The organism is Vibrio sp. 10N.222.49.A3, from assembly GCF_041475145.1.
Classification (GTDB): Bacteria; Pseudomonadota; Gammaproteobacteria; order Enterobacterales; family Vibrionaceae; genus Vibrio; species Vibrio tasmaniensis_A.
The window spans coordinates 86,028-109,625 of record NZ_JBFRVM010000075.1; the positions used below are offsets into that span (position 1 = coordinate 86,028).

Consider the following 23,598-nt stretch of genomic DNA (forward strand, 5'->3'; position numbering starts at 1 on the left):
CGTGATGAGAAGGCGAATCACCTTTTTGCATCCAAAGACAGACAGAATTTAGGGAGAGTTAAACGTGGATTTAACTAACATGGGTATCGCAGCAAAAGACGCTGCTTTCCACCTAGCGACCGCATCTACGGCGCAAAAGAATAAAGCATTGGCGATTATCGCTGATGAGCTAGAAGCAAACGCAACAACGATTTTAGAAGCGAACGCGAAAGACATCGAATTAGGTCGCGAAGCGGGTTTAACTGACGCACTGCTTGATCGTCTACTTCTTAACGAAGAGCGCTTAACCGGTATCGCTAACGATGTTCGTAACGTGATTAGCCTGAATGACCCAGTTGGCAGCGAAATTGACAGCAAAGTACTAGAAAACGGTATGTCACTGTCTCGCCGCCGCGTGCCACTTGGTGTGGTGGGTGTTATCTATGAAGCGCGTCCGAACGTAACCATCGATATTGCAGCTCTGTGTCTGAAGACAGGTAACGCAAGCATTCTACGTGGTGGTAAAGAGACGTTCTTCTCGAACATGGAACTGGTTAAGGTTATCCAGTCTGCATTAGAGAAAGCGGAGCTTCCAGCCGCTTCTGTTCAGTACATCGAGAAGCCTGATCGTGAACTCGTTTCTCAACTGCTTAAACTGGACGACTACGTGGATATGATCATTCCTCGTGGCGGCGCTGGTCTGCACAAGATGTGTAAAGAGAACAGCACCATCCCAGTAATCATCGGCGGCTTTGGTATCAGCCATATCTTCGTTGATGAAAGCGCTGATCTTGAGAAATCTGTCGATGTGGTTGAAAACTCGAAAGTTCAACGTCCATCGGCGTGTAACTCGTTAGATACACTGCTAGTGCATGAAGCGGTTGCTGAAGCTTTCCTAACTAAGCTGAAACAGCGTTTAGCCGGCAAGGTAACCTTAGTTGCTGATACCAGTGCAAAATCGCTGCTAGCGGGTTTTGAAGACCAACGTGATGCGGTTGAAGGCGACTTTGACACTGAATGGCTAAGCTACACGCTCGGCGTGAAAGTGGTAGCGGATGTGGCAGAAGCGATTGACCACATGCGTGTACACAACGCGAGTCATTCAGATGCGATCATGACTAACAGTCTAGAGAGCTCAGAACGCTTTATTAATTCAGTCGGTTCAGCTGCAGTCTATGTGAATGCATCAACACGTTTTACTGATGGCGCACAGTTTGGTTTGGGTGCAGAAGTTGCTGTGTCTACTCAAAAGCTGCATGCTCGCGGCCCAATGGGTTTAGAAGAGCTGACAAGCTACAAGTGGGTAGGTAAAGCGAACTATTTAGTTCGCGGTTAACGCTGGTCGTTAATTTTACTCCTCAGCTCATTTTTGAAATGGCGATCGAGTAGCAATAATCAATGAATTACCACACAAAAGGGCCTTAATTGGCCCTTTTTCTTTCCTAACGTTTGGCAATTCCGTTACACTGATATTCAATTATTTGGAGGTGATATGCATTGTCCTTTTTGTTCAGAGAACGACACTAAAGTAATCGATTCAAGACTGGTAGCCGATGGCCATCAGGTTCGTCGTCGCCGTCAATGCCTTGCATGTAGTGAACGTTTTACGACTTTCGAATCGGCAGAACTTGTGATGCCTAAAGTCATAAAGTCGAATGGAAACCGCGAACCATTTAATGAAGATAAAATGGTCGGTGGTGTGCAGCGCGCCCTAGAAAAACGCCCAGTGAGTGCTGATGCGATTGAACTTGCGATCAGCACGATTAAGTCACAACTCCGTGCGACTGGTGAGCGTGAAGTACCAAGCGAGATGATTGGTAACCTTGTGATGGGCCAATTGAAAGAATTGGACAAAGTGGCGTACATTCGTTTTGCCTCTGTTTACCGCAGCTTTGAAGACATCCGAGAGTTTGGCGAAGAAATCGCTAAATTAGAGGACTAACCCCTCAATCATGTCTAATTTTACTCCCCTAGATTTTCAAATGATGTCGCGTGCTATTAAGTTAGCCAAACGCGGCATTTACACTACTGCGCCAAACCCTAATGTGGGTTGTGTCATCGTGCAAACCGATGGCCAGATCGTTGGCGAAGGTTTCCATGCCAAAGCTGGCGAAGCTCATGCCGAAGTACACGCTATGAGAATGGCGGGTGATAAGGCAAAAGGTGCGATCGCTTATGTCACACTTGAACCTTGTTCTCATTACGGTAGAACGCCGCCTTGTGCTGAAGGTTTGATTAAGGCTCAAGTTTCAAAAGTGATTTGTGCCATGCAGGACCCAAACCCTAAAGTCGCAGGCCGTGGTATCAAGATGCTACGCGACGCAGGTATTGAGGTTGAAATCGGCTTGTTAGAGCAAGATGCTCTCGATTTAAATCCTGCATTTATTAAGCGTATGCAAACGGGCATGCCATTTGTTCAGTTAAAGATGGCCGCTAGCCTTGATGGACAAACGGCATTGGAAAATGGTCAAAGCCAATGGATCACATCGCCAGAAGCGCTTCGTGATGTTCAGAACTTTCGAGCAAAATCAGGCGCGGTGCTATCAACCAGCCAAACGGTGATTGAAGACAACGCGTCGCTGAATGTTCGTTGGGCAGAGTTGCCAAGCAGTACCAAAACAAATTACGTTGAAGACGAGTTGCGTCAGCCAATTCGCGTAATTCTTGATCGCCAAAATCAACTGTATCCTGAGCTCAAGTTATTCCAAACTCCAACATCGGTATTGAGAGTCGCTGAAACCTCTGCTGATATTGAAGTCGAAACCACAGATGCAGGTCAGCTCGATTTACACGATCTAATGCGTCAATTGCCAGCGAACCATATTGATCATATTTGGGTCGAAGCGGGCGCTACCTTGGCAAAAAGCTTGATTGAAGCGCAGCTAGTGGATGAGCTAATCCTTTATTTAGCACCTAAACTAATGGGCAGTGACGGACGAGGTTTGATGGGCGCATTAGGACTCACTTCAATGTCTGATGTGATTGACCTAGAAATTAAAGATGTTCGACAGGTTGGTGTGGATATTCGCATCGTCGCGAAACCTATTATCGCGAAACAAATAATAACGAAACCATAGTGGAAATAGTTCTGCTAACCAAATACATGTCGTTGACAACAAAAAGAGTTTTAAAATGTTTACAGGAATTGTAGAAGCCGTAGGTACATTGAGTGCAATCACTCCCCGCGGAGAAGACATCACCGTAACGGTTAATGTTGGTAATCTTGATATGGCTGACGTTAAGTTAGGCGACAGTATCGCGACCAATGGTGTTTGTTTGACGGTTGTTGAGTATAACGATCACAGCTACAGTGCAGACCTTTCGCTTGAGACCCTGAAAAAAACGGGTTTTGTCGATTACCAAGCTGGCGACAAGGTAAACCTAGAAAAAGCAATGTTACCGACCACGCGTTTCGGTGGTCATATCGTATCGGGTCACGTTGATGGCGTGGGTGAGATTGTTGAGCGTAACCAAGTCGGTCGTGCGATTGAGTTCTGGGTTGAAATGCCAGCAGAGATCTCAAAGTACGTAGCTCAAAAAGGTTCAGTCACCGTTGATGGTATTAGCTTGACGGTGAATGATTTACGCAAGAATGCCTTTAAGCTGACTATCGTTCCTCATACCTCTTCAGAAACGACCATAGATCAATTCAATGTTGGTCGCAAAGTGAATCTAGAAGTCGATGTATTAGCGCGCTATATGGAGCGTTTACTGCAAGGCCAGCAGCAAGAGTCTGAGCCTGAATCTCGATTAACAATGGAATTCTTACAGCAGAATGGTTTTGCTTAACCGTTTGTACAAAGCTTGCTAAAGAGTACTTTGTAAAAGCGCAGCAATATCATCAGGTTTAAATAGTGTCGGTTCTAGGAAGCAGAACCATTTCAAAGGATATAGAACAATGCCAATTAGTACTCCTCAAGAAATTATTGAAGACATTCGCCTAGGGAAAATGGTTATCCTGATGGATGATGAAGATCGCGAAAATGAAGGCGATCTGATCATGGCAGCTGAACATGTTACGCCAGAAGCGATTAACTTCATGGCGATGTATGGCCGTGGCTTAATCTGTTTAACACTGACCAAAGAGCGTTCAAACCGCATGGGTTTAGCGCCTATGGTCCAAGACAACAACGCTCAATACACTACTAACTTTACGGTTTCGATTGAAGCGGCAGAGGGCGTAACAACTGGTATTTCTGCATCAGACCGCGCTGTTACCGTTCAAGCTGCTGTGGCAAAAGACGCAAAAGCGGCTGACTTAGTTCAACCTGGCCATATATTCCCTCTGACTGCTCAAGAAGGTGGTGTTCTAACGCGCGCAGGCCATAGTGAAGCAGGTTGTGACTTAGCTCGGTTAGCAGGCTGTGAGCCAGCGTCTGTTATCGTTGAGATCCTAAATGACGATGGCACCATGGCACGTCGCCCTGATCTTGAAGTGTTCGCAGAAAAGCATGACATCAAGCTAGGCACCATTGCTGACTTGATCGAATACCGTAACAACACAGAAACAACGATTGAGCGCGTTGCACAATGTCATTTGCCAACAGAGTTTGGTGATTTCGAGCTTGTGACTTACCGTGACACGATTGATAACCAGATCCACTATGCAATGCAAAAAGGCAGCTTAACCGAAGGTGCTCCTTTGGTGCGTGTTCACCTGCATGACACGTTTACCGATCTGCTTCATTCAGACCGTGGTACCGAGCGCAGCTGGTCGCTAGATAAAGCGATGAAGCGCATTGGCGATGAAGGCGGTGTGCTGGTTATTCTGGGCAACGAAGAGTCTTCTGATTCTTTGATTCACAAAGTGAAGACATTCGAAGCGCAAGATAAGAACGAGCAGCCAACCATGGCTAAGAAGCAGGGTACTTCTCGTCGTGTTGGTGTGGGTTCTCAGATTCTACAAGACCTAGGTGTTCATGATATGCGTTTGTTGTCTTCAAGCACTAAGCGTTACCACGCATTGGGTGGTTTTGGCCTTAACGTTGTTGAATACGTTTGCGAGTAAGATGACGTCTGTCCGTTTATAGCGACATAATTTACCGATGATTTCAGTGGCTCTTTTAGAGGTTAATTTCGATAAAAGAGCAAAGTAGCCAAGCCCGATTCAAAACGTGTCGAATACACAAGTTTGGCTACTTGCTGCTCCAATATGGTTGGCAGCAGCGCTGCGTTATCATCTTTACATCTCCGGTGTCTGTTCTTCTAAATTAGCATTAGATATTGCTCACAGTTTTGTGCTAGAATCCGGCGATTCTCACTTGATGAAAATAGTTAAAGGAAGGCTTATGAAAGTGATCGAGGGTGGCTTCCCAGCGCCAAATGCAAAAATTGCTATCGTTATTGCTCGTTTCAACAGTTTTATTAACGAAAGTTTACTTTCTGGTGCAATCGATACTTTAAAGCGTCATGGACAAGTAAGCGAAGACAACATCACTGTTGTTCGTTGCCCTGGTGCAGTAGAACTTCCACTTGTAGCGCAACGCGTTGCAAAAACAGGTAAGTTCGATGCGATTGTATCTCTTGGTACAGTAATCCGTGGCGGTACACCTCACTTTGACTATGTTTGTAGTGAATGTAATAAAGGTTTGGCACAAGTGTCTCTGGAATTTTCTCTTCCAGTAGCGTTTGGTGTTCTTACTGTTGATACGATCGATCAAGCTATTGAACGCGCAGGAACCAAGGCTGGTAATAAGGGTGCAGAAGCCGCACTTAGCGCACTTGAGATGATCAACGTTCTTTCTGAAATCGATTCCTAATGGGGGCCAGTGTGAAACCAGCCGCACGTCGTAACGCACGTCAATTTGCTCTACAAGCAATTTATTCTTGGCAAATTACTAAAGAAAATATTGCTACCGTTGAAGAACAGTTCTTATCTGGTGGTAAGTATGATGAAGAAGAGCATCATGCCGCAGAACCTGCTCTAGCTATGCCAGAAACAGACGTTGCATACTTCCGCGACCTACTAACTGGTGTTGCTCTTAGCCACATGGAACTTGATAGCAAGCTTCGTCCATTCGTATCTCGCCCTATGCAAGATCTGGATTTGATGGAACTAGCGCTTCTACGTTTAGCTATGTACGAGATGACTCGTCGCGAAGATGTACCATACAAAGTGGTTATCAACGAAGCTATCGAGCTTGCGAAAGTATTCGCAGCAGAAGACAGCCATAAGTTTGTTAACGGTGTGCTTGATAAAGCTGCACCGCACGTTCGTAAGAAATAAGACGTTCGTATATTGAATCTAAAGGTCAGCTTTCATGCTGGCCTTTTTTGTAACTAAATTATCGTAATACCAATAATTACGGTGATTTGTATGAAGACTAAAGATAGGGCATGTGATGTCTGGCGAATTTAACCTGATTGAAAAATATTTCGTAAATCGACAACCACAACGTAAAGACGTACATCTGGCTGCTGGCGATGACTGTGCTTTGGTCAAAGCGCCAAGTAATGTTCAGATAGCGATTAGTACGGATACTTTAGTTGCGGGCACTCACTTCTTAACAGAGGCGAATCCGGCATGGGTAGCACACAAGGCGTTGGCTTCGAACATTAGCGACCTTGCGGCGATGGGTGCGACGCCTGCCTGGGTTTCATTTGCGTTAACCATGCCAGAAATCGATGAAGAATGGCTTGCTCCCTTCTGTGATTCCTTCTTCAAACTTGCAGACTATTTTGGTATTCAACTTATTGGTGGTGACACGACCAAAGGGCCGCTGAGTTTAACGCTGACTGTACAGGGCTTTGTGCCAGAAGGCCGAGCACTACGCAGAGATGGCGCGAAAGTGGGGGACTGGATTTACGTAACGGGTAACTTAGGTGACAGCAAAGCTGGGCTAGAGGTGATATTAGACCCAGAACAGAACAAAGCTAAGCCTTATGCACTTGAGCTAGAAGAGAGGCACTACATCAGCTCTCCACGAGTATTGGCGGGGCAGGCGCTCGTGAACCTAGCTTCATCGGCTATTGATATCTCTGATGGCGTTATTGCCGATTTAAAACACATCCTTAAGCGTTCTCAGGTCGGTGCAAGCATTGATGTGAGTGCGTTACCAATCTCTGCTGAATTACTTCAATTCTCTTCTGATACCGCTTCTGCACAGCAGTATGCGTTGACCAGTGGTGAAGAGTACGAACTCTGCTTTACCGTGCCGGAAGAGAATAAAGGTTCATTGGAAAGTGCTTTGTCGCACACAGGTACAAAAGTCACCTGCATTGGCCAGATAAGACCTGTAGAATATTTTGAATTACACAATAATGGTGAACCACTAAGCTGGAACTTAACTGGTTACGATCACTTTAAGGTTAATTGATGACAAATCCACTTTCTCTTATTTCTCTTAAAAATCCTTGGCACTTATTGGCTACGGGTTTTGGCAGTGGCTTATCGCCGATTATTCCAGGCACAATGGGCACGCTTGCGTCGATTCCATTTTATCTATTGCTGGTTCAGTTACCGTTTCCTGCTTATGTCGCAGTAGTGGTTGTTAGTTGTATTATCGGTATCAAGATCTGCCAGGTGACATCTGATGATATGGGTGTACACGACCATGGCTCTATCGTATGGGATGAGTTTGCGGGCTTTTGGATCACCATGGGTCTAGTGCCTTTATTGAATATCCCTACGGATGACTGGAAATGGTTATTCACTGGTTTTGTCCTATTTCGCTTTTTCGATATGGTGAAGCCTTGGCCTATTGGCTGGCTAGATAAACGAGTACACGGCGGCTTAGGTATCATGATTGATGATATTGTGGCAGGTATTATGGCGGCTGTTGCCTTGTACGCAGTGGCACATTTCGCGGGCTGGTTAGTTTAAGTTAGCTAAAGGATTAAGACTTAGTTGCAAGCATATTAAGCTAAGTCTCGGATACTAAAAAGGTTGACCCTAGGGCCAACCTTTTTTGATTTGTTGCTTATACCGTTTGCTTGTGAAAGCTATTTAACAAGGTAATCAGAGATAGAGTTCTCTATGCCTTTAGCATCTAAGCCAAGCTCTTCATGCAGTTCGCCTTGAGTACCTTGAGCAATAAACTTGTCTGGGAGGCCAAGATTCAATACTGGCATCAGTAGTTTCTCTTGCATCAAGAATTCAATCACACCCGCGCCCGCACCACCTGCTATTGCGTTTTCTTCGATAGTAACAAGTACATCGTAGTCTGCAGCAAGTTGTTTGATCAAAGCTTCATCGAGTGGCTTCACAAAGCGCATATCAGCCACTGTCGCATCGATAGCGTCTGCGGTTTGAAGTGCACTCTCAAGGAAAGTACCGAAGCTTAGGATAGCGACTTTCGAGCCATCTTTTGCTTTTTTGCTTTCGCGAACGATACGACCTTTACCAATCTCTAGCGCAGTAAACTCACTTTGAATCTCGGTGCCCATACCATTACCACGAGGATAACGAACGGCACTTGGACCTGTGTGCTGGTGACCAGTGTAAAGCATTTGGCGACATTCGTTTTCGTCGCTTGGTGCCATGATCACCATGTTTGGAATACAACGCATAAAGCTTAAGTCGAACGCACCTTGGTGTGTTTGACCATCGGCGCCAACAAGACCTGCACGGTCAATAGCGAACATAACCGGTAGATCCATGATAGCGACATCGTGGATCAGTTGATCGTAGCCACGTTGTAAGAACGTCGAGTAGATAGCCACAATCGGCTTATCACCCGCAATCGCCATACCAGTTGCTAGTGTCACTGCGTGCTGCTCAGCAATCGCTACATCGAAGTATTGCTCTGGGTACTCTTTCGAGAAACGTACCATGCCAGAACCTTCACGCATTGCTGGCGTAATTGCCATCAGCTTAGGATCTTGCGCGGCCATATCACACAGGAAGTCGCCAAAAATCTTAGAGAAAGTTGGTTTAGAGCTGGTGCTCTTAGGCAGACTTGAGTGTGCGGGATCGAATTTCGGTACGCCGTGGTAACCGATTGGATCTTTCTCTGCAGGCTCGTAGCCTTTGCCTTTCTTGGTCATGATATGCAGGAACTGAGGGCCTTTTAGGTCTCTCATATTTTTAAGCGTTTTAATCAGCTCATTCACATCGTGACCGTCAATCGGACCAATGTAGTTAAAGCCTAACTCTTCAAACATGGTGCCAGGGACAACCATGCCTTTTAGATGTTCTTCTGTACGACGAACGAGCTCTTTAATCGGCGGAACGCCCGATAGCACTTTCTTGCCGCCCTCACGAATTGACGTGTAAAGACTGCCAGAAAGAACTTGAGCTAGATGGTTGTTCAGAGCACCGACGTTTTCAGAGATCGACATCTCGTTATCGTTAAGGATAACCAGCATGTCATTATGAATATCGCCCGCGTGGTTCATCGCTTCGAAGGCCATACCCGCAGTAATCGCGCCATCACCAATCACACTGACGACTTTACGATTCTTGCCTTCTTTCTTCGCACTGATCGCCATACCAAGCCCGGCGCTGATCGATGTTGAAGAGTGACCAACAGAAAGCGTGTCGTATTCGCTCTCTTGACGCCATGGGAATGGATGCAGTCCATCTTTTTGACGGATAGTCGATAAGCGGTCACGACGACCTGTAAGGATCTTGTGCGGGTAGGCTTGGTGACCAACATCCCAAACCAACTGGTCAAAAGGCGTGTTGTACACGTAGTGCAGAGCAACGGTTAGCTCTACCGTACCTAAGCCCGATGCTAAGTGGCCACTTGACTGGCTCACTGAGTTTAGAAGATAGGTGCGTAATTCATCACAAAGCTGTGTAAGCGTCTCTTTTGGAAGTAGACGCAAATCCTCTGGCTTATCAGCCAAAGCAAGAGTTGGGTACTTGGATATATCAAGAGTCATAGGTAATGCGCGCTTATTGTCTTAGTTCTTGCGCTCGATGACGTATCGGGCGAACTCTTCGAGTAACTGGGTATTGTATGGGATTGCAGCCAAAGCTTGAAGCGCTTCCTGTAGCAGAGTTTGCGCTTTTTCTTGAGCGCCCTCTAAACCTAACAAAGAAGGGTAGGTGCTTTTGTTCAATTCTTGGTCAGAACCCTGTGGCTTACCCAAAGTTTCAGTATCACTAGTGATATCTAAAATATCATCCTGAACCTGGAATGCTAATCCAATGGCATCGGCGTACTTGTCTAATTGAGGCATCACTTCAAACGCTTTTTCGCCAGCAGACAGAGCACCTAAACGAATCGCACTCTTCATTAGAGCGCCAGTCTTGTTACGGTGAACTTCTTCTAACTCCTCTAGCGTGACAGAGCGGTTTTCAGCTTCAATATCAAGTGCTTGTCCAATACACATACCTTGTGCACCAGACGCTTCTGCTAGGCGTTGAATCATTCGAACGCGATTGCTTTCCCCGTCAGCACTTAATGTGCCTTCCGCAAGTATAGTAAACGCGAGAGTTTGTAGTGCATCGCCAGTTAAAATTGCCGTTGCTTCATCGTATTTGATGTGACAAGTCTGATGGCCACGACGCAATTCGTCGTCGTCCATTGCTGGAAGGTCGTCGTGAATCAGAGAATAGGCATGAATACATTCGATTGCTGAAGCTGGAGTGTCGAGTTCTTCCGCGGTGCAACCGAGCATTTCCCCTGTAATGTAGACAAGAAACGGACGTGCGCGTTTGCCGCCTAAAAGTAACCCATAACGCATCGCGTTAATGAGATTCTGATTTTGGTGTGGCAGGCGATCAAGCCAAAGGTTAAGTTGCTCGTTATTACGTGCTTGATAAGACAATAACGTCTCGATCATAGGGGATCTCATACAATTTGTTATTCAGGTTGTGGGTTAAAGTCACTCAGTTCTGCATTTTCATCATTTTGCAGCAGGATGCTAACACGCTGTTCAGCGTCGTTTAGTTTACTTTGACCAGCACGAGCGAGGGAGATACCTCGTTCGAACTTTTTCAGCGCATCATCTAAAGCTAGATCACCATTTTCTAGTTGATCAACCAAGCCATCAAGCTCTTCGATAGCCGCTTCAAAGCTCATATTTTCAGGTTTCTTAGTAGCCATAATAAATCTGCGTTTGGAAAGATGAACGAACGTTACCCTAGGCCGCTGAGATGGTCAAATGTAACCAAGAATTTTTGCTAGAAAGTTCGTTTTTAAGGCGCTTGAATTTACTTTGATTGATTAACCGTGGCTTTATCGAGTTTATACGCTTTGGATAAGGCCAAAGTAAGCCAATAGTTGTGATTCAAAAACGAAAAGTGTGATACTTAGACGAAGAATTAACTAAAAGATCTTATAGTCTTGCCGATAAGAATATTATCGTCGACGTAGAACTGTAAAAAAGCATGAGGAGTGCTCAGTGGATTTAGCAACCCTAATAGGTTTGATTGGTGGATTTGCCTTCGTAATTATGGCAATGATCCTAGGTGGAAGCCTCGGGATGTTCTATGACACGACATCCGTTTTGATCGTGATTGGTGGTTCAACGTTTGTTGTTCTAATGAAATTCACCATGGGACAGTTCTTTGGTGCGGCAAAAATTGCCGGTAAAGCATTTATGTTTAAAGCCGATGAGCCAGAAGATCTTATTGCTAAAGTCGTAGAGATGGCAGATGCCGCGCGTAAAGGCGGTTTCTTAGCACTTGAAGAGATGGAAATCAGCAACAGTTTCATGCAAAAGGGTATCGACCTATTGGTTGATGGCCATGATGGTGATGTAGTGCGTGCAGCACTGCAAAAAGACATCGCGTTAACCACAGAACGTCACGAACAGGGCGCTAAAGTATTTACAGCTTTTGGTGATGTTGCACCCGCAATGGGTATGATTGGTACCTTGGTTGGTTTGGTTGCCATGCTTTCGAACATGGATGATCCAAAAGCGATCGGGCCGGCGATGGCGGTTGCACTTTTAACCACTCTATATGGTGCAATTCTTTCGAACATGGTGTTCTTCCCTATCGCGGACAAACTTGCTCTACGTCGTGACCAAGAGACACTGAATCGTCGTTTAGTGATGGATGGCGTACTCGCGATTCAAGATGGTCAAAACCCACGAGTTATTGACGGTTACCTGAAGAGTTACCTTAACGAAGGTAAACGTACGATTGATGGTGAAATGGCTTAAGGGGAATAAAAATGGATGAAGAAAATCCATGTAAATGTCCCCCTCCGGGTTTGCCCCAATGGATGGGAACATTTGCTGACTTGATGTCATTGTTGATGTGTTTCTTTGTACTGCTCCTTTCATTCTCTGAGATGGACGTACTGAAATTTAAACAGATCGCAGGCTCAATGAAATTCGCGTTTGGTGTACAAAACCGCTTGGAAGTAAAAGACATTCCTAAAGGTACCAGCATTATTGCGCAGGAGTTTCGTCCTGGTCGTCCAGAGCCAACGCCTATTGATGTAATCATGCAGCAAACCATTGATATTACGCAGCAAACTCTAGAGTTTCATGAAGGGGAATCTGAGCGTGCTGGCGGTACAATGCGTGATCAGGGCAAGATGACGGGTGGTAAATCAGCAGAGGTTTCTGCGCACAACAACCAAAACTCAGAATCAGATCAGCAGCAACAGCAAGCTCAAGAACAGTCTCAAGAGATGGAAACCTTGATGGAAAGCATCAAGAAGGCATTGGAGCGAGAGATCGACCAAGGCGCGATTGAGGTGGAAAACCTTGGCCAACAGATTGTGATTCGAATTCGTGAAAAAGGCGCATTCCCATCAGGATCCGCTTTCCTACAGCCTAAGTTCCGACCTTTGGTTAGACAGGTTGCCGAGTTAGTGAAAGATGTTCCAGGCATTGTCCGAATCTCTGGGCATACTGATAATCAACGTCTTGATTCTGAGCTTTATCGCTCTAATTGGGACTTATCATCGCAGCGTGCGGTGTCTGTGGCTCAAGAGATGGAAAAGGTCCGTGGTTTCTCTCATCAACGCTTAAGAGTGCGTGGTATGGCTGATACTGAGCCAGTAGAGCCGAACGATACTGAATGGCAACGTAGCTTAAACCGTCGTGTTGAAATCAGTATTATGCAGGGCGAACCGCTTTACAGTGAAGAAGTCCCAGTAATCACTGAATAGTATTTACCAAGAATATGCACCCCAAAGCTCAATCTGTCGTAGATTGGGCTTTTTCTTTGTGTGATACACAAAAGGGTTTGTACCAAGCTAGTAAGAGAAGATATGGATAAATGAGCTTGGATGAAATCGAGACGATAGTTTGTCACTAAGGTGAGTTTATTAATGGCACCAAAGCACGCACTCTTTTCCTTGTTTGATTTTCTCATGTATAATTCGCGCCCTTAGATTTAATATTGATCTATTATTGCTTCAATAACTATGTGAAATGACCTTTTACGTGGTGATGAACCTATTAAAATTGTGAACCTTATTGGCGTGAAAGTACTATGAAATTTATTGTTAAGCCCCACCCGGAAATTTTTGTAAAAAGTGAATCGGTGCGTAAGCGCTTCACAAAGATTCTAGAACGTAATATTCGTACTATTCTTCAGCGTCGTACTGAGTCTGTGGCTGTCTTCAACCGCCGTGACCATATCGAAGTGACGTCTGAGAGCGACAAATACTTTAAAGAAACACTTGAAGTATTGACGCAAACTCCGGGTATTCATCACTCCCTTGAAGTTCAGCAATCAGAATTTAAAGACCTGCACAATATTTACGAGCAAGTTCTTGAGCGTAGCGGTGCTCTTATTGAAGGTAAGACTTTCTCTGTACGTGCTAAGCGTCGTGGTAAGCATGACTTTACTTCTATCGAGCTAGAACGCTACGTAGGCGGCGGTCTAAACCAAGCGGTTGAATCAGCAAAAGTAAAACTGAAAAATCCAGATATTACCGTTAAAGTTGAAGTCGAGAACGATAAGCTAAACCAAGTTATTGAACGTCATAAAGGCCTAGGTGGTTTCCCTCTTGGTACTCAAGAAGATCTGCTTAGCTTGATCTCTGGTGGCTTTGATTCTGGTGTTTCAAGCTACTTACACATCAAACGTGGTTCTAAAGTGCATTACTGCTTCTTCAATCTTGGTGGCCCTGCTCACGAGATTGGTGTTAAGCAAGTTTCTCACTATCTATGGGATAAATACGGTTCATCTGCAAAGGTGAAGTTCATCTCTATTGATTTTGAACCTGTAGTTGCAGAGATCCTTGAGAACGTTGAAGACGGCCAAATGGGCGTTGTTCTTAAGCGTATGTTCATGCGTGCTGGTGGTATGGTTGCAGAGCGTTTCGGTATCGAAGCACTAGTAACGGGTGAAGCTCTTGGTCAGGTTTCTAGCCAAACGCTAACTAACCTGCGTCATATCGACAACGTGACGGACACTTTGATCCTTCGTCCACTGATCAACTGGGACAAAGAAGATATCATCGACCTGTCTCGCAAGATTGGTACTGAAGACTTCGCTAAAGTAATGCCTGAGTATTGTGGTGTTATCTCTAAGAAGCCAACCGTGAAAGCGAAGAAAGGCAAACTAGAAGCGGAAGAAGCTAAGTTTAACTTCGAAGTGCTAGAGCAAGTGATCGAGAATGCTCGTATTATGGATATCCGTGATATCGAGAAAGAGAGCCAAGAACAGGCACCAGAAGTGGAGCAAGTTCAAGCCGTTGCTGAGCACGCTGTCGTTCTTGATATCCGTAGCCCAGACGAAGAAGATGAAAGCCCGCTAGAGATCGATGGTGTTGAAATCAAACACATCCCGTTCTTCAAGCTTTCCACTCAGTTTGGTGACCTAGACCAATCGAAAGAGTACTTGTTGTACTGTGACCGTGGTGTCATGAGTCGTCTGCAAGCGCTTTACTTGCAAGAGCAAGGCTTCCACAACGTTAAGGTTTACCGCCCATAGTGGTGTGTTGACCAACCGTTAATAATTTTGCAAAGCCGCATACTGAAAAGTAAGCGGCTTTTTTATTGTCTATGATGAAGGATTGACAGTAGAAAGAGGCATGCGTTTGGACGTGCTATCGTCATGCTCAGCTTTGAAATTTTTGATTGATAGAACTGGTGAGCTCTAAACGGGTCTATAAGTACTGAAGAAGTGTGAGTATCTTGAAGTATTCTGTTACTTTTTAGTGCAACTCAATGGTGCTATTTGTATGTGTTCAGTTGTTTATTTGAGTGGGTGTCTGATTCTGTGATTAGCGATGAAAAATAATAAAGATTAATTAGCACAGCTATTGATAAACTTATTGTTACTTTTCTTTGCACATAAAAAAACACCGCCCATAAGGCGGTGTAAACAAATTTGACAGACAGGTCAAAATAAATACAGGAAGTACATGCCTCGTTTCAGTATAGAACTGCAACAAAACATTTGGTAGAACTCTACCCAACTCGAAAAGAACGAGTTTGCAAACACAACATCGCAGGAGCTAAACCAATTGATTCTAGAGAGAATCAAGCCGTTCAGGCTAGCTGCTGCGGGATGAAATATAGAATTTCTCTGGCCGCTAGGCAATGGACAAATTATAATGTTTCAGATAAAAAAAACTAATGCTTATTTAGAGAGTAACTATGTCTCGTCGATTACCCCCATTAAACTCGCTAAGAGTGTTTGAAGCCGCGGCTCGACACTTGAGTTTTACGCGTGCCGCAGAAGAGTTGTTTGTTACTCAAGCCGCGGTCAGTCATCAGATCAAAGCGCTTGAAGAATTCTTATCTTTGAAGCTGTTTCGTCGAAGAAACCGCTCTTTGCTGCTGACTGAAGAAGGTCAAAGCTACTTCTTGGATATCAAAGATATTTTCACATCACTGGCAGAAGCGACAGACAAAGTGCTTGAGCGAAGTGAGAAGGGCGCATTGACCATCAGTTTGCCGCCGAGTTTTGCTATTCAATGGTTGGTACCAAGGCTCGCTGACTTTAATCAGCAAGAACCTGATATTGATGTAAGAATCAAAGCCGTTGATATGGATGAAGGCTCGTTGACCGATGATGTAGACGTGGCTATTTACTATGGCCGAGGGAATTGGTCGGGGCTCAGAGCCGATAAACTTTACCAAGAATACTTAATTCCTCTTTGCTCACCTTCCGTGCTGCTAGGAGCTAAACCTTTAGAATCTCTCAGTGATTTGGCATGTCATACGCTACTGCATGATACATCTCGAAAGGATTGGAAACAGTTTGCTAAGCAAAATGGTATTGATGGGGTAAACGTTAATCATGGCCCTATCTTCAGTCACTCAACCATGGTGCTGCAGGCAGCGGCTCACGGCCAAGGCATTGCTCTAGGTAACAACGTGTTGGCGCAGCCTGAAATCGAAGCGGGTCGTTTGATTGCCCCTTTTGATGAAGTGTTGGTGAGTAAGAACGCCTTCTATGTGGTGTGTCATGAGAAACAAGCCGACATGGGTCGTATCGCCACCTTCCGTGATTGGATGCTAGCGAAAGCGCAAAGTGAACAAGAGGACTTACTTGATGAATAACCTCATCATTGATGGTGAAGACAATCCGATCACCTTTATCTTTGCCCATGGTGCTGGCGCAGGCATGGATCATGAGTTCATGCAGTCGGTAGCCAAAGGGTTAGCCTTTAAAGGGATACGAGTGATTCGTTTTAATTTCCCTTACATGATCAAACGTGCTGAAGATGGTAAGCGTCGACCACCTGATCGAGCCCCTAAACTGCTCGAAGCTTACCAAGATATTATCGGACAGGTAGATGCCGATAAGCTTGTGATTGGCGGTAAGTCGATGGGAGGACGTATGGCGAGCCATTTGTCTGAAGTTGATAAGGTGGCTGCAATGGCCTGTTTAGGCTTTCCTTTCCATCCGCCAGGCAAACCAGAGAAATACAAAGGTGAGCACTTGGCTGAGTTAGCAAAGCCGTGTCTTATTCTGCAGGGTGAACGTGATACCTTTGGTAAGCGAGAAGAGTTTGCTGATTTCGACCTGTCGGATTCGATTCGTGTTGAGTTTATTCCTGATGGCGATCACAGCTTTAAGCCTCGTAAGAGCTCTGGCTACACCGAACAGCAGAACATAGCGTTAACCGTTGAGAAACTATCGGCGTTTATCAAAGAGGTGCTTAATGAGAAGTAAGTATTTACTCACTTTTGCAGGTATCTCTGGCGCAATAGCCGTAATGCTAGGTGCCTTCGCCGCTCACGGGTTAAAAGCTGTCTTGCCAGAGTATCTGCTAGGCGTGTTTGAGACAGGTGTTCAGTACCAGTTTATCCATACACTAGCAATATTGGCGTGTGGTGCACTGCTGCAGATGAAACTTGGCGCTAAATCACAAAAATATTTTTTCATTGCGGCAATTTGCTTTATCATCGGCATCCTTTGTTTTAGTGGCAGCCTTTATGGCTTAGCACTGACAGGAATAAAATGGTTTGGCCCTATAACACCGTTTGGTGGTCTACTATTTATCATTGGTTGGGGAGTCTTCTCCTTCGCTGCTTTGAATATAAAAGAGGTAACTCAGTGAAACACGTACTACTTTATTGTCGCTCTGGTTTTGAAAAAGAATGTGCTGGCGAAATTCAAGACAAGGCAACACAACTGGAAGTGTTTGGTTTTCCTCGCTTAAAGAACAATACAGGCTTTGTATTGTTTGAATGTTATCAAGCAGGCGAAGCCGATAAACTGGTAAAAGAGATCGACTTCCAATCGTTGATCTTTGCTCGTCAAATGATCGCGGTAGCGGTTGAAATCAAAGATCTGCCGACTGATGATCGTATTTCTCCAATTCTTGAGGCGCTTTCTGAGAAAGAAGGTTTCCCACGTTGTGGCGATATCCGTATTGAAACACCAGACACTAATGAAGCGAAAGAGCTTTTGAAGTTCTGCCGTAAGTTTACTGTGCCAATGCGTCAGGCAATGCGCGGTAAAGGGCTGATGACAGCGAAAGACAACGCTAAGAAGCCAGTGCTTCATTTATGCTTCATCGCGCCGGGTCACTGTTTTGTTGGTTACTCTTACCCAACTAACAACTCACAGTTCTTCATGGGTATTCCTCGTTTGAAATTCCCATCAGATGCGCCAAGCCGTTCTACATTGAAGCTAGAAGAAGCATTCCACGTATTCATCCCTCGTGATGAGTGGGACGAACGTCTGGCTCCGGGTATGTGGGGCGTAGATTTAGGCGCGTGTCCAGGTGGTTGGACTTACCAATTGGTTAAGCGCTCTATGTTTGTTCACTGTGTTGATAACGGCATGATGGCAGACAGCCTAATGGAAACGGGTCAAATTAAGCACCACATGGTGGATGGTTTTAAATTCGAACCTGACCGTAAGAACGTCACTTGGATTATCTGTGATATGGTTGAGAAGCCGGCTCGTGTTGCTCATTTAATGGGGGAGTGGATCATCAAAGGCTGGGCGAAAGAAGCACTGTTCAACCTTAAATTGCCAATGAAAGGCCGTTACGATGAAGTTCTGCAGGATATAGAAAACCTAAAACAGTTCCTGATTGATAACAAAGTGAAGTTCAAGATGCAGGCGAAGCACCTTTACCACGATCGCGAAGAGATCACGGTTCATATTCAGTCGCTTTCGAATATCTCACCGTACTAATATTTTACGTTAGTGTGTCAGTGATAAAGAAAATGCTCCTTTAAGGGGCATTTTTTATATCTGAAGTTTGTTTATGAGCTTGATTATCGCTCCCTACGGATAGTTTAGAAAGGTTAGTCTATTTGCGATTTTTAGTCATATTTAAGTGTAAATATGACTAATTCAACTTAGTTGATAGTCGTCGAATTGTCGACTATTGTGTCGATATGAGACAAAAAAGCCGTAAGCTATTGATACTTACGGCTACCTAGTTCAGCGATGAAACGAAGAAGGGTTTATTTAAAATTCAGCAGTAAATTACAGCAAGAACATCCTAATCAAATTGTATTTTATTATAAGTAAGTAAATGTAAGTAAAGAATGTAAATGATAACTATTACTATTAACATTGTTATTAGTGTCGTGTACCATTCGTGCACTTTTACTTAATTCTATAAAATATAAGTCGCATTATGAAACTTAAAGCACTATCAGTGGCCGTTACGGTTGCCTTAACCTCATTTACAGCATTTGCTGCCGACGAACCAGAAACCGTAGTCGTTATCGGTTCTGCCCTTGACCAATTGATTCAGACTGAAATCAACTCTGACACACTGGAAAAGAAGCAAGCATCAGACATCAAAGATGTTTTGAATACAATGCCTAGCGTTACGGTTGACGGGAACGCACGTTACTCTCGCAAAGTATTTGTACGTGGTATGGAAGACAAATTTGCCGTAGTGACTATTGATGGTGCGCGACAAGAAGGTCAGCTTTTCCACCACTCTGGTGACCAAGCGATTGATCCTGCAATGCTAAAAAGAGCTGAAATTGAATTAGGTGGTAACTCTGCACTGTCAGGTTCTGGTGCTATCAATGGTTCATTTAGCTACGAAACGAAAGACCCAAGCGATCTTCTTAAGCCGGGTGAAAGCGTTGGTGCTCGAGTAAAAACAAGCTATCAAACAGCTTATGAGCGTTTTGCAACCAACGTTGCTGTGTATGCAAAAGTGAACGACAAGCTACAGTTCATGGGTATTGCGAACTATTCAGAAGATGGCGATCTGCACATTCCAGATCAAGAAGCGGTAACCTCTAAGCAGGGTGAGCTTAAGTCGGGTTTGGCTAAAGTTGTTTTCATTCCTAATGATGCCAATGAATTTAAACTGACTTTCAACCGATACAGTGATGGTGGTACGCGTCAGCTTTCTGGCGAAAAGGCGGGTGCTCTGTATGCCGACGATAAACACGACTATCATTCGCTTAATCGCGATACAGTGACGCTACAGCACGAATACGATGCAGGTAGTGATCTAGTTCATCTGAAAAGTAATGTTTACTACAACCGTCAATACATGGATCGTGATGCTCTTGAAGGTACCGCTTGGGGCAAAACACCGGCAGGTAAATGGTTCAAAGATGGCAAAATGTCTTACCCTAAGCGTGAATACAATGTAACAACCATTGGTGGTGACATTCGTAACGTTTCTTGGGTTGGTGAGCATGAGCTTACTTATGGCCTTGAGGGCTACAAAGCCAAGCAATGGATTGATGCTGGTGAAGGCGTATATCTAAGCGGTACTAAGCAAGGCCAAACTGAGAAGTACAGCATGGATGGTGGTACGGTGACGGCTTACGGTCTGTATCTACAAGATATGTACGAATTCAGCGATTTCCGTCTGACAACAGGTCTTCGTTACGACGTTCATAAACTGGGTGGCGTGTATAAGGGCGAGTTTGATCAGCTATCTCCAAAGTTCAAAGGTGAATACCAAACAACGGAAAATCTAAAACTTCGTGTGGGTTACGGTCGTCTGTTTAAAGGCGCGTCACTACCAGAAACGCTAACGATGAAAGCACCAAGTAAAGTTAAGCAGTCTGATACTAAGGCGATGACGGGTAATAACTACGAAGCGGGCTTTGATTACGAGCTAACACGTTTGCTTGCGGCTGATTACGCGATTCTAGGTTTCACGGCTTATACCTACGACCTTGATAACCAAATGCACCCAACTAAGAACAACGCAACATTATCGAATAAGTATGATGTTGAAGTTTGGGGTGTAGAGACAGTATTGAGCTATCAGTTAGATGCATTAAGTGTTTACGCTAACCACTCTTACTCTGATGGTGAGCAAAAGAGCCTGAAAAACGGCAAGACAAGTCACATGAATAAAACCGGCATTCATAACTTCAAAGCGGGCTTTAACTACAGCCTAAACAGTGAGTTTGTGTTTGGTTGGGATTCACGCTTTGTTCCGGGGAACGATTACGAGAACGAAAAAGGCAAAGAGATCAAACGCTCTGGCTTCGCAACGCACAACATTTGGGCGGCTTACACACCGACGTTTGCTAAAGACCTAGAGATGAACCTTGGTATCGATAACCTGCTTGATAAGAAGTACGCTGAGCATACTGGTTTTGGTATCTCTTGGGGTTCAGAAAAGTACACCAGCTATGAAGCGGGTCGTAACTTTAAAGCTTCTATCGCTTATAGCTTCTAATCTGCTCTTAGCTGAAAGTTACTCTAGAAATAGAGAGTTATCAGTATAAGTGCAATGTTTCGTCTTAAAATGAAACAACAAAAAAGCCTTAGTTCAGACTAAGGCTTTTCTGTTTTCTAATGATTGAACTTCTAATTTGTTGATTTATAAGTTATTAATTTATAACACTTAGCTTCTAATGACAAAGTTCGTAACGTCGGATTAAGATACAGCTTCGTAGCGAATATCTTGCAGATTAAAACCTAAATCAATGTCTGTTTTGAGTGCAGAAACGAGCTTACATACGCGAGCCGACTCGATATGCTCATCGAATTTCTTACGATACTTTTTCGGTAGGTCTTCAGCTAGGAATGCAGTTTCGATATCAGGGTATGTCGTTAATATCTCTTTGGCAGCTTTTGGTCCTATACCTGGAATTCCGGGGACGTGGCTTGAGCTGACGCCCGTTAATCCCCAGTAATCTGCCAGTTGCTCTGGTTTTACGCCAAATTCCGCTTCGATAAAGGGCTTATCTAACCAACGGTGCTGGAAATAATCACGGATCTGAAGCGTTGGTGACAACAGTTGGCAGTAGCCCTTATCCGTGGAAATGATAGTGACGGTTTCTCCGTGGTCAGCGACTTTCTTTGCCAATGTTGCGACGAGATCATCCGCTTCATCGCCATCAGACAGCAGTGAATCAATCCCTAATTCCCACCAAGCTTGTTGAATCGCATCGAGACCTTTCATCAATGGTTCTGGCATCGGCTTACGGTTTTGCTTATAAGCGGGAAGGACTTCCGCGCGCCAACCTCGATCTTGTAAATGATGATCAAATACCGCAATGATATGAGTGGGTTTTGATTCGTTTAGGATGCGATTAAGAGTACGAGCAGTCGTGGTGATGGTTCTTGCAATATCGGTTGGGTCCGGCTGAACAGAGTGCACGCGTCGGATGAGGTTCAAGGCATCGATAATAACAAGATGGATAGACATAAGTTTCCACTAAATAGGCAATAAATAAGGGGCTGCTAGCCCCTTATAGTAACGTATCACTTGGTGAGTTGAAACTTTGGTGACGTAAACGTCATGACTTGTTTAACTTTATACTTGTGGCTTGTTATCAGTTACTTGCCGTTATTCGCTGCTAGGCATAATTTTATAGCAAGGAACATAGTCAGTGCCGCCCGGCAGTTTCATTCGATGCTGTTCAACAAAGTCATTCAGCAGCTGGTCCATTTTTGTCATCAGCTCTTTGTCGCCATCAATCAGGAAGGGGCCATGTTTCTCTATCTCCAAAATACCTTCAGCTTTGACGTTACCTGCCACAATTCCAGAGAAGGCTTTACGTAGATTCGCCGCAAGGCTTTCTGTTTTCTGATCCATATGCAGATCAAGCGCCGCCATAGATTCATGTGTAGGGTCGAATGGCAGTTGGAACTCAGGTTTAATATGCAGTGACCAGTTGTAGCTGTAGGCATCGCCAGTCTCTTTACGGTGAGAGCGTACATCTGGCATTGCCTGTTTCATGATTTTCGCAGCGCGTGCTGGGTCATCAATCACGATCTCATAGTGTTTTTGCGCATCAGGCCCTAAGGTTTCGCCGATGAACTTGTCGATAGAACGGAAGTAAGCTTCACTCTCTTTTGAACCTGTTAAAACAATCGGCATGGGTTGGTCGACGTTATTTGGGTGCATCATGATCCCTAAGATATACAGCAGCTCCTCAGCCGTACCTGGACCACCGGGGAAAATAATGATGCCATGCGCCATACGAACGAATGCCTCAAGACGCTTCTCGATATCTGGCATGATCACCAGTTCGTTCACTATCGGGTTTGGTGGCTCAGCCGCAATGATTGATGGTTCAGTTAGCCCTAAGTAACGGTGGTCTGTATAGCGCTGTTTCGCGTGACCAATTGCAGCTCCTTTCATTGGCCCTTCCATTGCCCCCGGTCCACAACCGGTACAGATGTTTAGTTCACGTAGGCCAAGTTCATTACCCACTTCACGAGTGTATTGGTATTCAGTGGCATTAATTGAATGACCACCCCAGCACACGATCAGGTTAGGTTCGATACCTGGCGTAAGTGCACCTGCATTTCTCAAGATACCAAACACAAGGTTGGTAATATGAGTGGCATTAGTCAGGTTGAGTCTTTGGTTGTCTGCAAGATGCATGTTGACGTAGACAATGTCACGCAGCACCGAGAATAGGTGTTCTTGGATACCCTTGATGATTTCACCATCCACAAAGGCATGTTCTGGAGGGTTGCTCAGTTCGAGTTTGATCCCGCGCTCACGACGGACGACCTCAACATCAAACGATTGATATTTATCGAGCAGCTCTTTGGAGTTGTCGGTGTGGCTACCCGAGTTGAGTACCGCTAACGTACAGTTACGATAAAGCTGGTACAGATCACTAGATGCGGTTTTCTTAAGACGCTCAACTTCAAGTTGAGAGAGTAAATCCATGCTACCGGCAGGGCTGATATGAGTGATCATAGTGCCTCCTTGTTGAAAAGAACTAGGGGAGGTTGGAAGTGGCCCTTTAGTTCGAGATGAGAAGCTAACGTTGAAAGTGTTTGGTTAAAGGCGAGAGAATTAACCAGACGAAACGATTACTACAGCGTTGCTCTTTTAAATACAGCATTGCTTGCCAAGAATGCTTGTTAAGCGAATGTTAATCATTAGCTTA

Annotated in this window: 22 protein-coding genes; 17 read left to right on the top strand and 5 right to left on the bottom strand. The window is 44.7% G+C overall.

Features of this window, described 5'->3' with window-relative positions:
- Window positions 1–64: 64 nt before the first annotated feature.
- The 9 genes from AB4589_RS14240 (at window position 65) to pgpA (ending at window position 7,801) form a co-directional block, all read left to right on the top strand.
- The gene (locus AB4589_RS14240; protein WP_017060786.1) at window positions 65–1,315 is read left to right on the top strand and encodes a glutamate-5-semialdehyde dehydrogenase; all 1,251 of its coding nucleotides are present in this window, start codon (window positions 65–67) and stop codon (window positions 1,313–1,315) included.
- 156 nt (window positions 1,316–1,471) lie between these two features.
- On the top strand, window positions 1,472–1,921 hold the full coding sequence (nrdR, locus tag AB4589_RS14245) for a transcriptional regulator NrdR (RefSeq protein WP_004734394.1): 450 nt from the start codon (window positions 1,472–1,474) through the stop codon (window positions 1,919–1,921).
- 10 nt (window positions 1,922–1,931) lie between these two features.
- Window positions 1,932–3,056, top strand: coding sequence for a bifunctional diaminohydroxyphosphoribosylaminopyrimidine deaminase/5-amino-6-(5-phosphoribosylamino)uracil reductase RibD (gene ribD, locus AB4589_RS14250; protein WP_372100865.1), 1,125 nt, complete (start codon window positions 1,932–1,934; stop codon window positions 3,054–3,056).
- A 55-nt stretch (window positions 3,057–3,111) separates the two neighbouring features.
- Window positions 3,112–3,768 carry a riboflavin synthase gene (locus tag AB4589_RS14255; RefSeq protein WP_004734396.1) on the top strand — a complete coding sequence of 219 codons (657 nt, stop codon included), beginning with the start codon at window positions 3,112–3,114 and terminating at the stop codon, window positions 3,766–3,768.
- A 109-nt stretch (window positions 3,769–3,877) separates the two neighbouring features.
- Window positions 3,878–4,987, top strand: coding sequence for a bifunctional 3,4-dihydroxy-2-butanone-4-phosphate synthase/GTP cyclohydrolase II (gene ribBA, locus AB4589_RS14260; protein WP_372100867.1), 1,110 nt, complete (start codon window positions 3,878–3,880; stop codon window positions 4,985–4,987).
- Between the two features lie 280 nt (window positions 4,988–5,267).
- Window positions 5,268–5,738: a 6,7-dimethyl-8-ribityllumazine synthase gene (gene ribE / locus AB4589_RS14265; protein ID WP_004734398.1), complete on the top strand. Its 471-nt coding sequence runs from the start codon at window positions 5,268–5,270 to the stop codon at window positions 5,736–5,738.
- Window positions 5,738–6,205 carry a transcription antitermination factor NusB gene (nusB, locus tag AB4589_RS14270; protein WP_004734399.1) on the top strand — a complete coding sequence of 156 codons (468 nt, stop codon included), beginning with the start codon at window positions 5,738–5,740 and terminating at the stop codon, window positions 6,203–6,205. Before ribE ends, nusB begins: the two co-directional genes overlap by 1 nt.
- A 115-nt stretch (window positions 6,206–6,320) precedes the next feature.
- Window positions 6,321–7,295 (top strand): thiamine-phosphate kinase, encoded by a 975-nt coding sequence (gene thiL / locus AB4589_RS14275; RefSeq protein ID WP_372100869.1) that lies wholly within the window; start codon window positions 6,321–6,323, stop codon window positions 7,293–7,295.
- Window positions 7,295–7,801 carry a phosphatidylglycerophosphatase A gene (gene pgpA, locus AB4589_RS14280; protein WP_009847467.1) on the top strand — a complete coding sequence of 169 codons (507 nt, stop codon included), beginning with the start codon at window positions 7,295–7,297 and terminating at the stop codon, window positions 7,799–7,801. Before thiL ends, pgpA begins: the two co-directional genes overlap by 1 nt.
- 119 nt (window positions 7,802–7,920) lie before the next feature.
- Here pgpA and dxs read toward each other — a convergent pair whose 3' ends face one another.
- Genes dxs through xseB form a run of 3 tightly spaced genes read right to left on the bottom strand, consistent with a single transcriptional unit; the run spans window position 7,921 to window position 10,973 of the window.
- Complete coding sequence (gene dxs / locus AB4589_RS14285) at window positions 7,921–9,804, bottom strand: 1-deoxy-D-xylulose-5-phosphate synthase (RefSeq protein WP_372100870.1); 1,884 nt, start codon at window positions 9,802–9,804, stop codon at window positions 7,921–7,923.
- 21 nt (window positions 9,805–9,825) lie between these two features.
- On the bottom strand, window positions 9,826–10,710 hold the full coding sequence (ispA, locus tag AB4589_RS14290; RefSeq protein ID WP_017103890.1) for a (2E,6E)-farnesyl diphosphate synthase: 885 nt from the start codon (window positions 10,708–10,710) through the stop codon (window positions 9,826–9,828).
- Window positions 10,711–10,730: 20 nt separating this feature from the next.
- The gene (gene xseB / locus AB4589_RS14295) at window positions 10,731–10,973 is read right to left on the bottom strand and encodes an exodeoxyribonuclease VII small subunit (RefSeq protein WP_004734405.1); all 243 of its coding nucleotides are present in this window, start codon (window positions 10,971–10,973) and stop codon (window positions 10,731–10,733) included.
- Window positions 10,974–11,271: 298 nt separating this feature from the next.
- Here xseB and pomA point away from each other — a divergent pair, with 298 nt between their 5' ends.
- The 8 genes from pomA (at window position 11,272) to AB4589_RS14335 (ending at window position 20,921) form a co-directional block, all read left to right on the top strand.
- Complete coding sequence (gene pomA / locus AB4589_RS14300; RefSeq protein WP_009847464.1) at window positions 11,272–12,036, top strand: flagellar motor protein PomA; 765 nt, start codon at window positions 11,272–11,274, stop codon at window positions 12,034–12,036.
- Between the two features lie 11 nt (window positions 12,037–12,047).
- Complete coding sequence (locus AB4589_RS14305) at window positions 12,048–12,995, top strand: flagellar motor protein MotB (RefSeq protein WP_009847463.1); 948 nt, start codon at window positions 12,048–12,050, stop codon at window positions 12,993–12,995.
- 326 nt (window positions 12,996–13,321) lie between these two features.
- Window positions 13,322–14,770 carry a tRNA uracil 4-sulfurtransferase ThiI gene (gene thiI, locus AB4589_RS14310; protein ID WP_009847462.1) on the top strand — a complete coding sequence of 483 codons (1,449 nt, stop codon included), beginning with the start codon at window positions 13,322–13,324 and terminating at the stop codon, window positions 14,768–14,770.
- A 668-nt stretch (window positions 14,771–15,438) separates the two neighbouring features.
- Window positions 15,439–16,347, top strand: coding sequence for a transcriptional regulator GcvA (locus tag AB4589_RS14315; protein ID WP_017063339.1), 909 nt, complete (start codon window positions 15,439–15,441; stop codon window positions 16,345–16,347).
- Complete coding sequence (locus tag AB4589_RS14320) at window positions 16,340–16,963, top strand: alpha/beta fold hydrolase (protein ID WP_017069501.1); 624 nt, start codon at window positions 16,340–16,342, stop codon at window positions 16,961–16,963. The genes AB4589_RS14315 and AB4589_RS14320 overlap by 8 nt, the downstream gene beginning before the upstream one ends.
- Window positions 16,953–17,351, top strand: a complete 399-nt coding sequence (locus AB4589_RS14325; protein WP_017069500.1) for a DUF423 domain-containing protein — start codon at window positions 16,953–16,955, stop codon at window positions 17,349–17,351. Before AB4589_RS14320 ends, AB4589_RS14325 begins: the two co-directional genes overlap by 11 nt.
- Window positions 17,348–18,439, top strand: a complete 1,092-nt coding sequence (gene rlmM, locus AB4589_RS14330) for a 23S rRNA (cytidine(2498)-2'-O)-methyltransferase RlmM (protein ID WP_029223796.1) — start codon at window positions 17,348–17,350, stop codon at window positions 18,437–18,439. The genes AB4589_RS14325 and rlmM overlap by 4 nt, the downstream gene beginning before the upstream one ends.
- A gap of 451 nt (window positions 18,440–18,890) precedes the next feature.
- Window positions 18,891–20,921 carry a TonB-dependent receptor gene (locus tag AB4589_RS14335; RefSeq protein WP_371726979.1) on the top strand — a complete coding sequence of 677 codons (2,031 nt, stop codon included), beginning with the start codon at window positions 18,891–18,893 and terminating at the stop codon, window positions 20,919–20,921.
- Between the two features lie 201 nt (window positions 20,922–21,122).
- Here AB4589_RS14335 and xni read toward each other — a convergent pair whose 3' ends face one another.
- Window positions 21,123–21,896: a flap endonuclease Xni gene (xni, locus tag AB4589_RS14340; RefSeq protein ID WP_372100872.1), complete on the bottom strand. Its 774-nt coding sequence runs from the start codon at window positions 21,894–21,896 to the stop codon at window positions 21,123–21,125.
- 141 nt (window positions 21,897–22,037) lie between these two features.
- Complete coding sequence (gene ppnN, locus AB4589_RS14345) at window positions 22,038–23,405, bottom strand: nucleotide 5'-monophosphate nucleosidase PpnN (protein ID WP_372100874.1); 1,368 nt, start codon at window positions 23,403–23,405, stop codon at window positions 22,038–22,040.
- Between the last annotated feature and the right edge of the window lie 193 nt (window positions 23,406–23,598).

Bases quoted from the DNA above. Each gene is read 5' to 3' on its own strand.
- nrdR (WP_004734394.1), top strand. From the start codon at position 1,472: ATGCATTGTCCTTTTTGTTCAGAGAACGACACTAAAGTAATCGATTCA.
- ribD (WP_372100865.1), top strand. From the start codon at position 1,932: ATGTCTAATTTTACTCCCCTAGATTTTCAAATGATGTCGCGTGCTATT.
- AB4589_RS14255 (WP_004734396.1), top strand. From the start codon at position 3,112: ATGTTTACAGGAATTGTAGAAGCCGTAGGTACATTGAGTGCAATCACT.
- ribBA (WP_372100867.1), top strand. From the start codon at position 3,878: ATGCCAATTAGTACTCCTCAAGAAATTATTGAAGACATTCGCCTAGGG.
- ribE (WP_004734398.1), top strand. From the start codon at position 5,268: ATGAAAGTGATCGAGGGTGGCTTCCCAGCGCCAAATGCAAAAATTGCT.
- nusB (WP_004734399.1), top strand. From the start codon at position 5,738: ATGGGGGCCAGTGTGAAACCAGCCGCACGTCGTAACGCACGTCAATTT.
- thiL (WP_372100869.1), top strand. From the start codon at position 6,321: ATGTCTGGCGAATTTAACCTGATTGAAAAATATTTCGTAAATCGACAA.
- pgpA (WP_009847467.1), top strand. From the start codon at position 7,295: ATGACAAATCCACTTTCTCTTATTTCTCTTAAAAATCCTTGGCACTTA.
- dxs (WP_372100870.1), bottom strand. From the start codon at position 9,804: ATGACTCTTGATATATCCAAGTACCCAACTCTTGCTTTGGCTGATAAG.
- ispA (WP_017103890.1), bottom strand. From the start codon at position 10,710: ATGATCGAGACGTTATTGTCTTATCAAGCACGTAATAACGAGCAACTT.
- xseB (WP_004734405.1), bottom strand. From the start codon at position 10,973: ATGGCTACTAAGAAACCTGAAAATATGAGCTTTGAAGCGGCTATCGAA.
- AB4589_RS14305 (WP_009847463.1), top strand. From the start codon at position 12,048: ATGGATGAAGAAAATCCATGTAAATGTCCCCCTCCGGGTTTGCCCCAA.
- thiI (WP_009847462.1), top strand. From the start codon at position 13,322: ATGAAATTTATTGTTAAGCCCCACCCGGAAATTTTTGTAAAAAGTGAA.
- AB4589_RS14315 (WP_017063339.1), top strand. From the start codon at position 15,439: ATGTCTCGTCGATTACCCCCATTAAACTCGCTAAGAGTGTTTGAAGCC.
- AB4589_RS14320 (WP_017069501.1), top strand. From the start codon at position 16,340: ATGAATAACCTCATCATTGATGGTGAAGACAATCCGATCACCTTTATC.
- AB4589_RS14325 (WP_017069500.1), top strand. From the start codon at position 16,953: ATGAGAAGTAAGTATTTACTCACTTTTGCAGGTATCTCTGGCGCAATA.
- AB4589_RS14335 (WP_371726979.1), top strand. From the start codon at position 18,891: ATGAAACTTAAAGCACTATCAGTGGCCGTTACGGTTGCCTTAACCTCA.
- xni (WP_372100872.1), bottom strand. From the start codon at position 21,896: ATGTCTATCCATCTTGTTATTATCGATGCCTTGAACCTCATCCGACGC.
- ppnN (WP_372100874.1), bottom strand. From the start codon at position 23,405: ATGATCACTCATATCAGCCCTGCCGGTAGCATGGATTTACTCTCTCAA.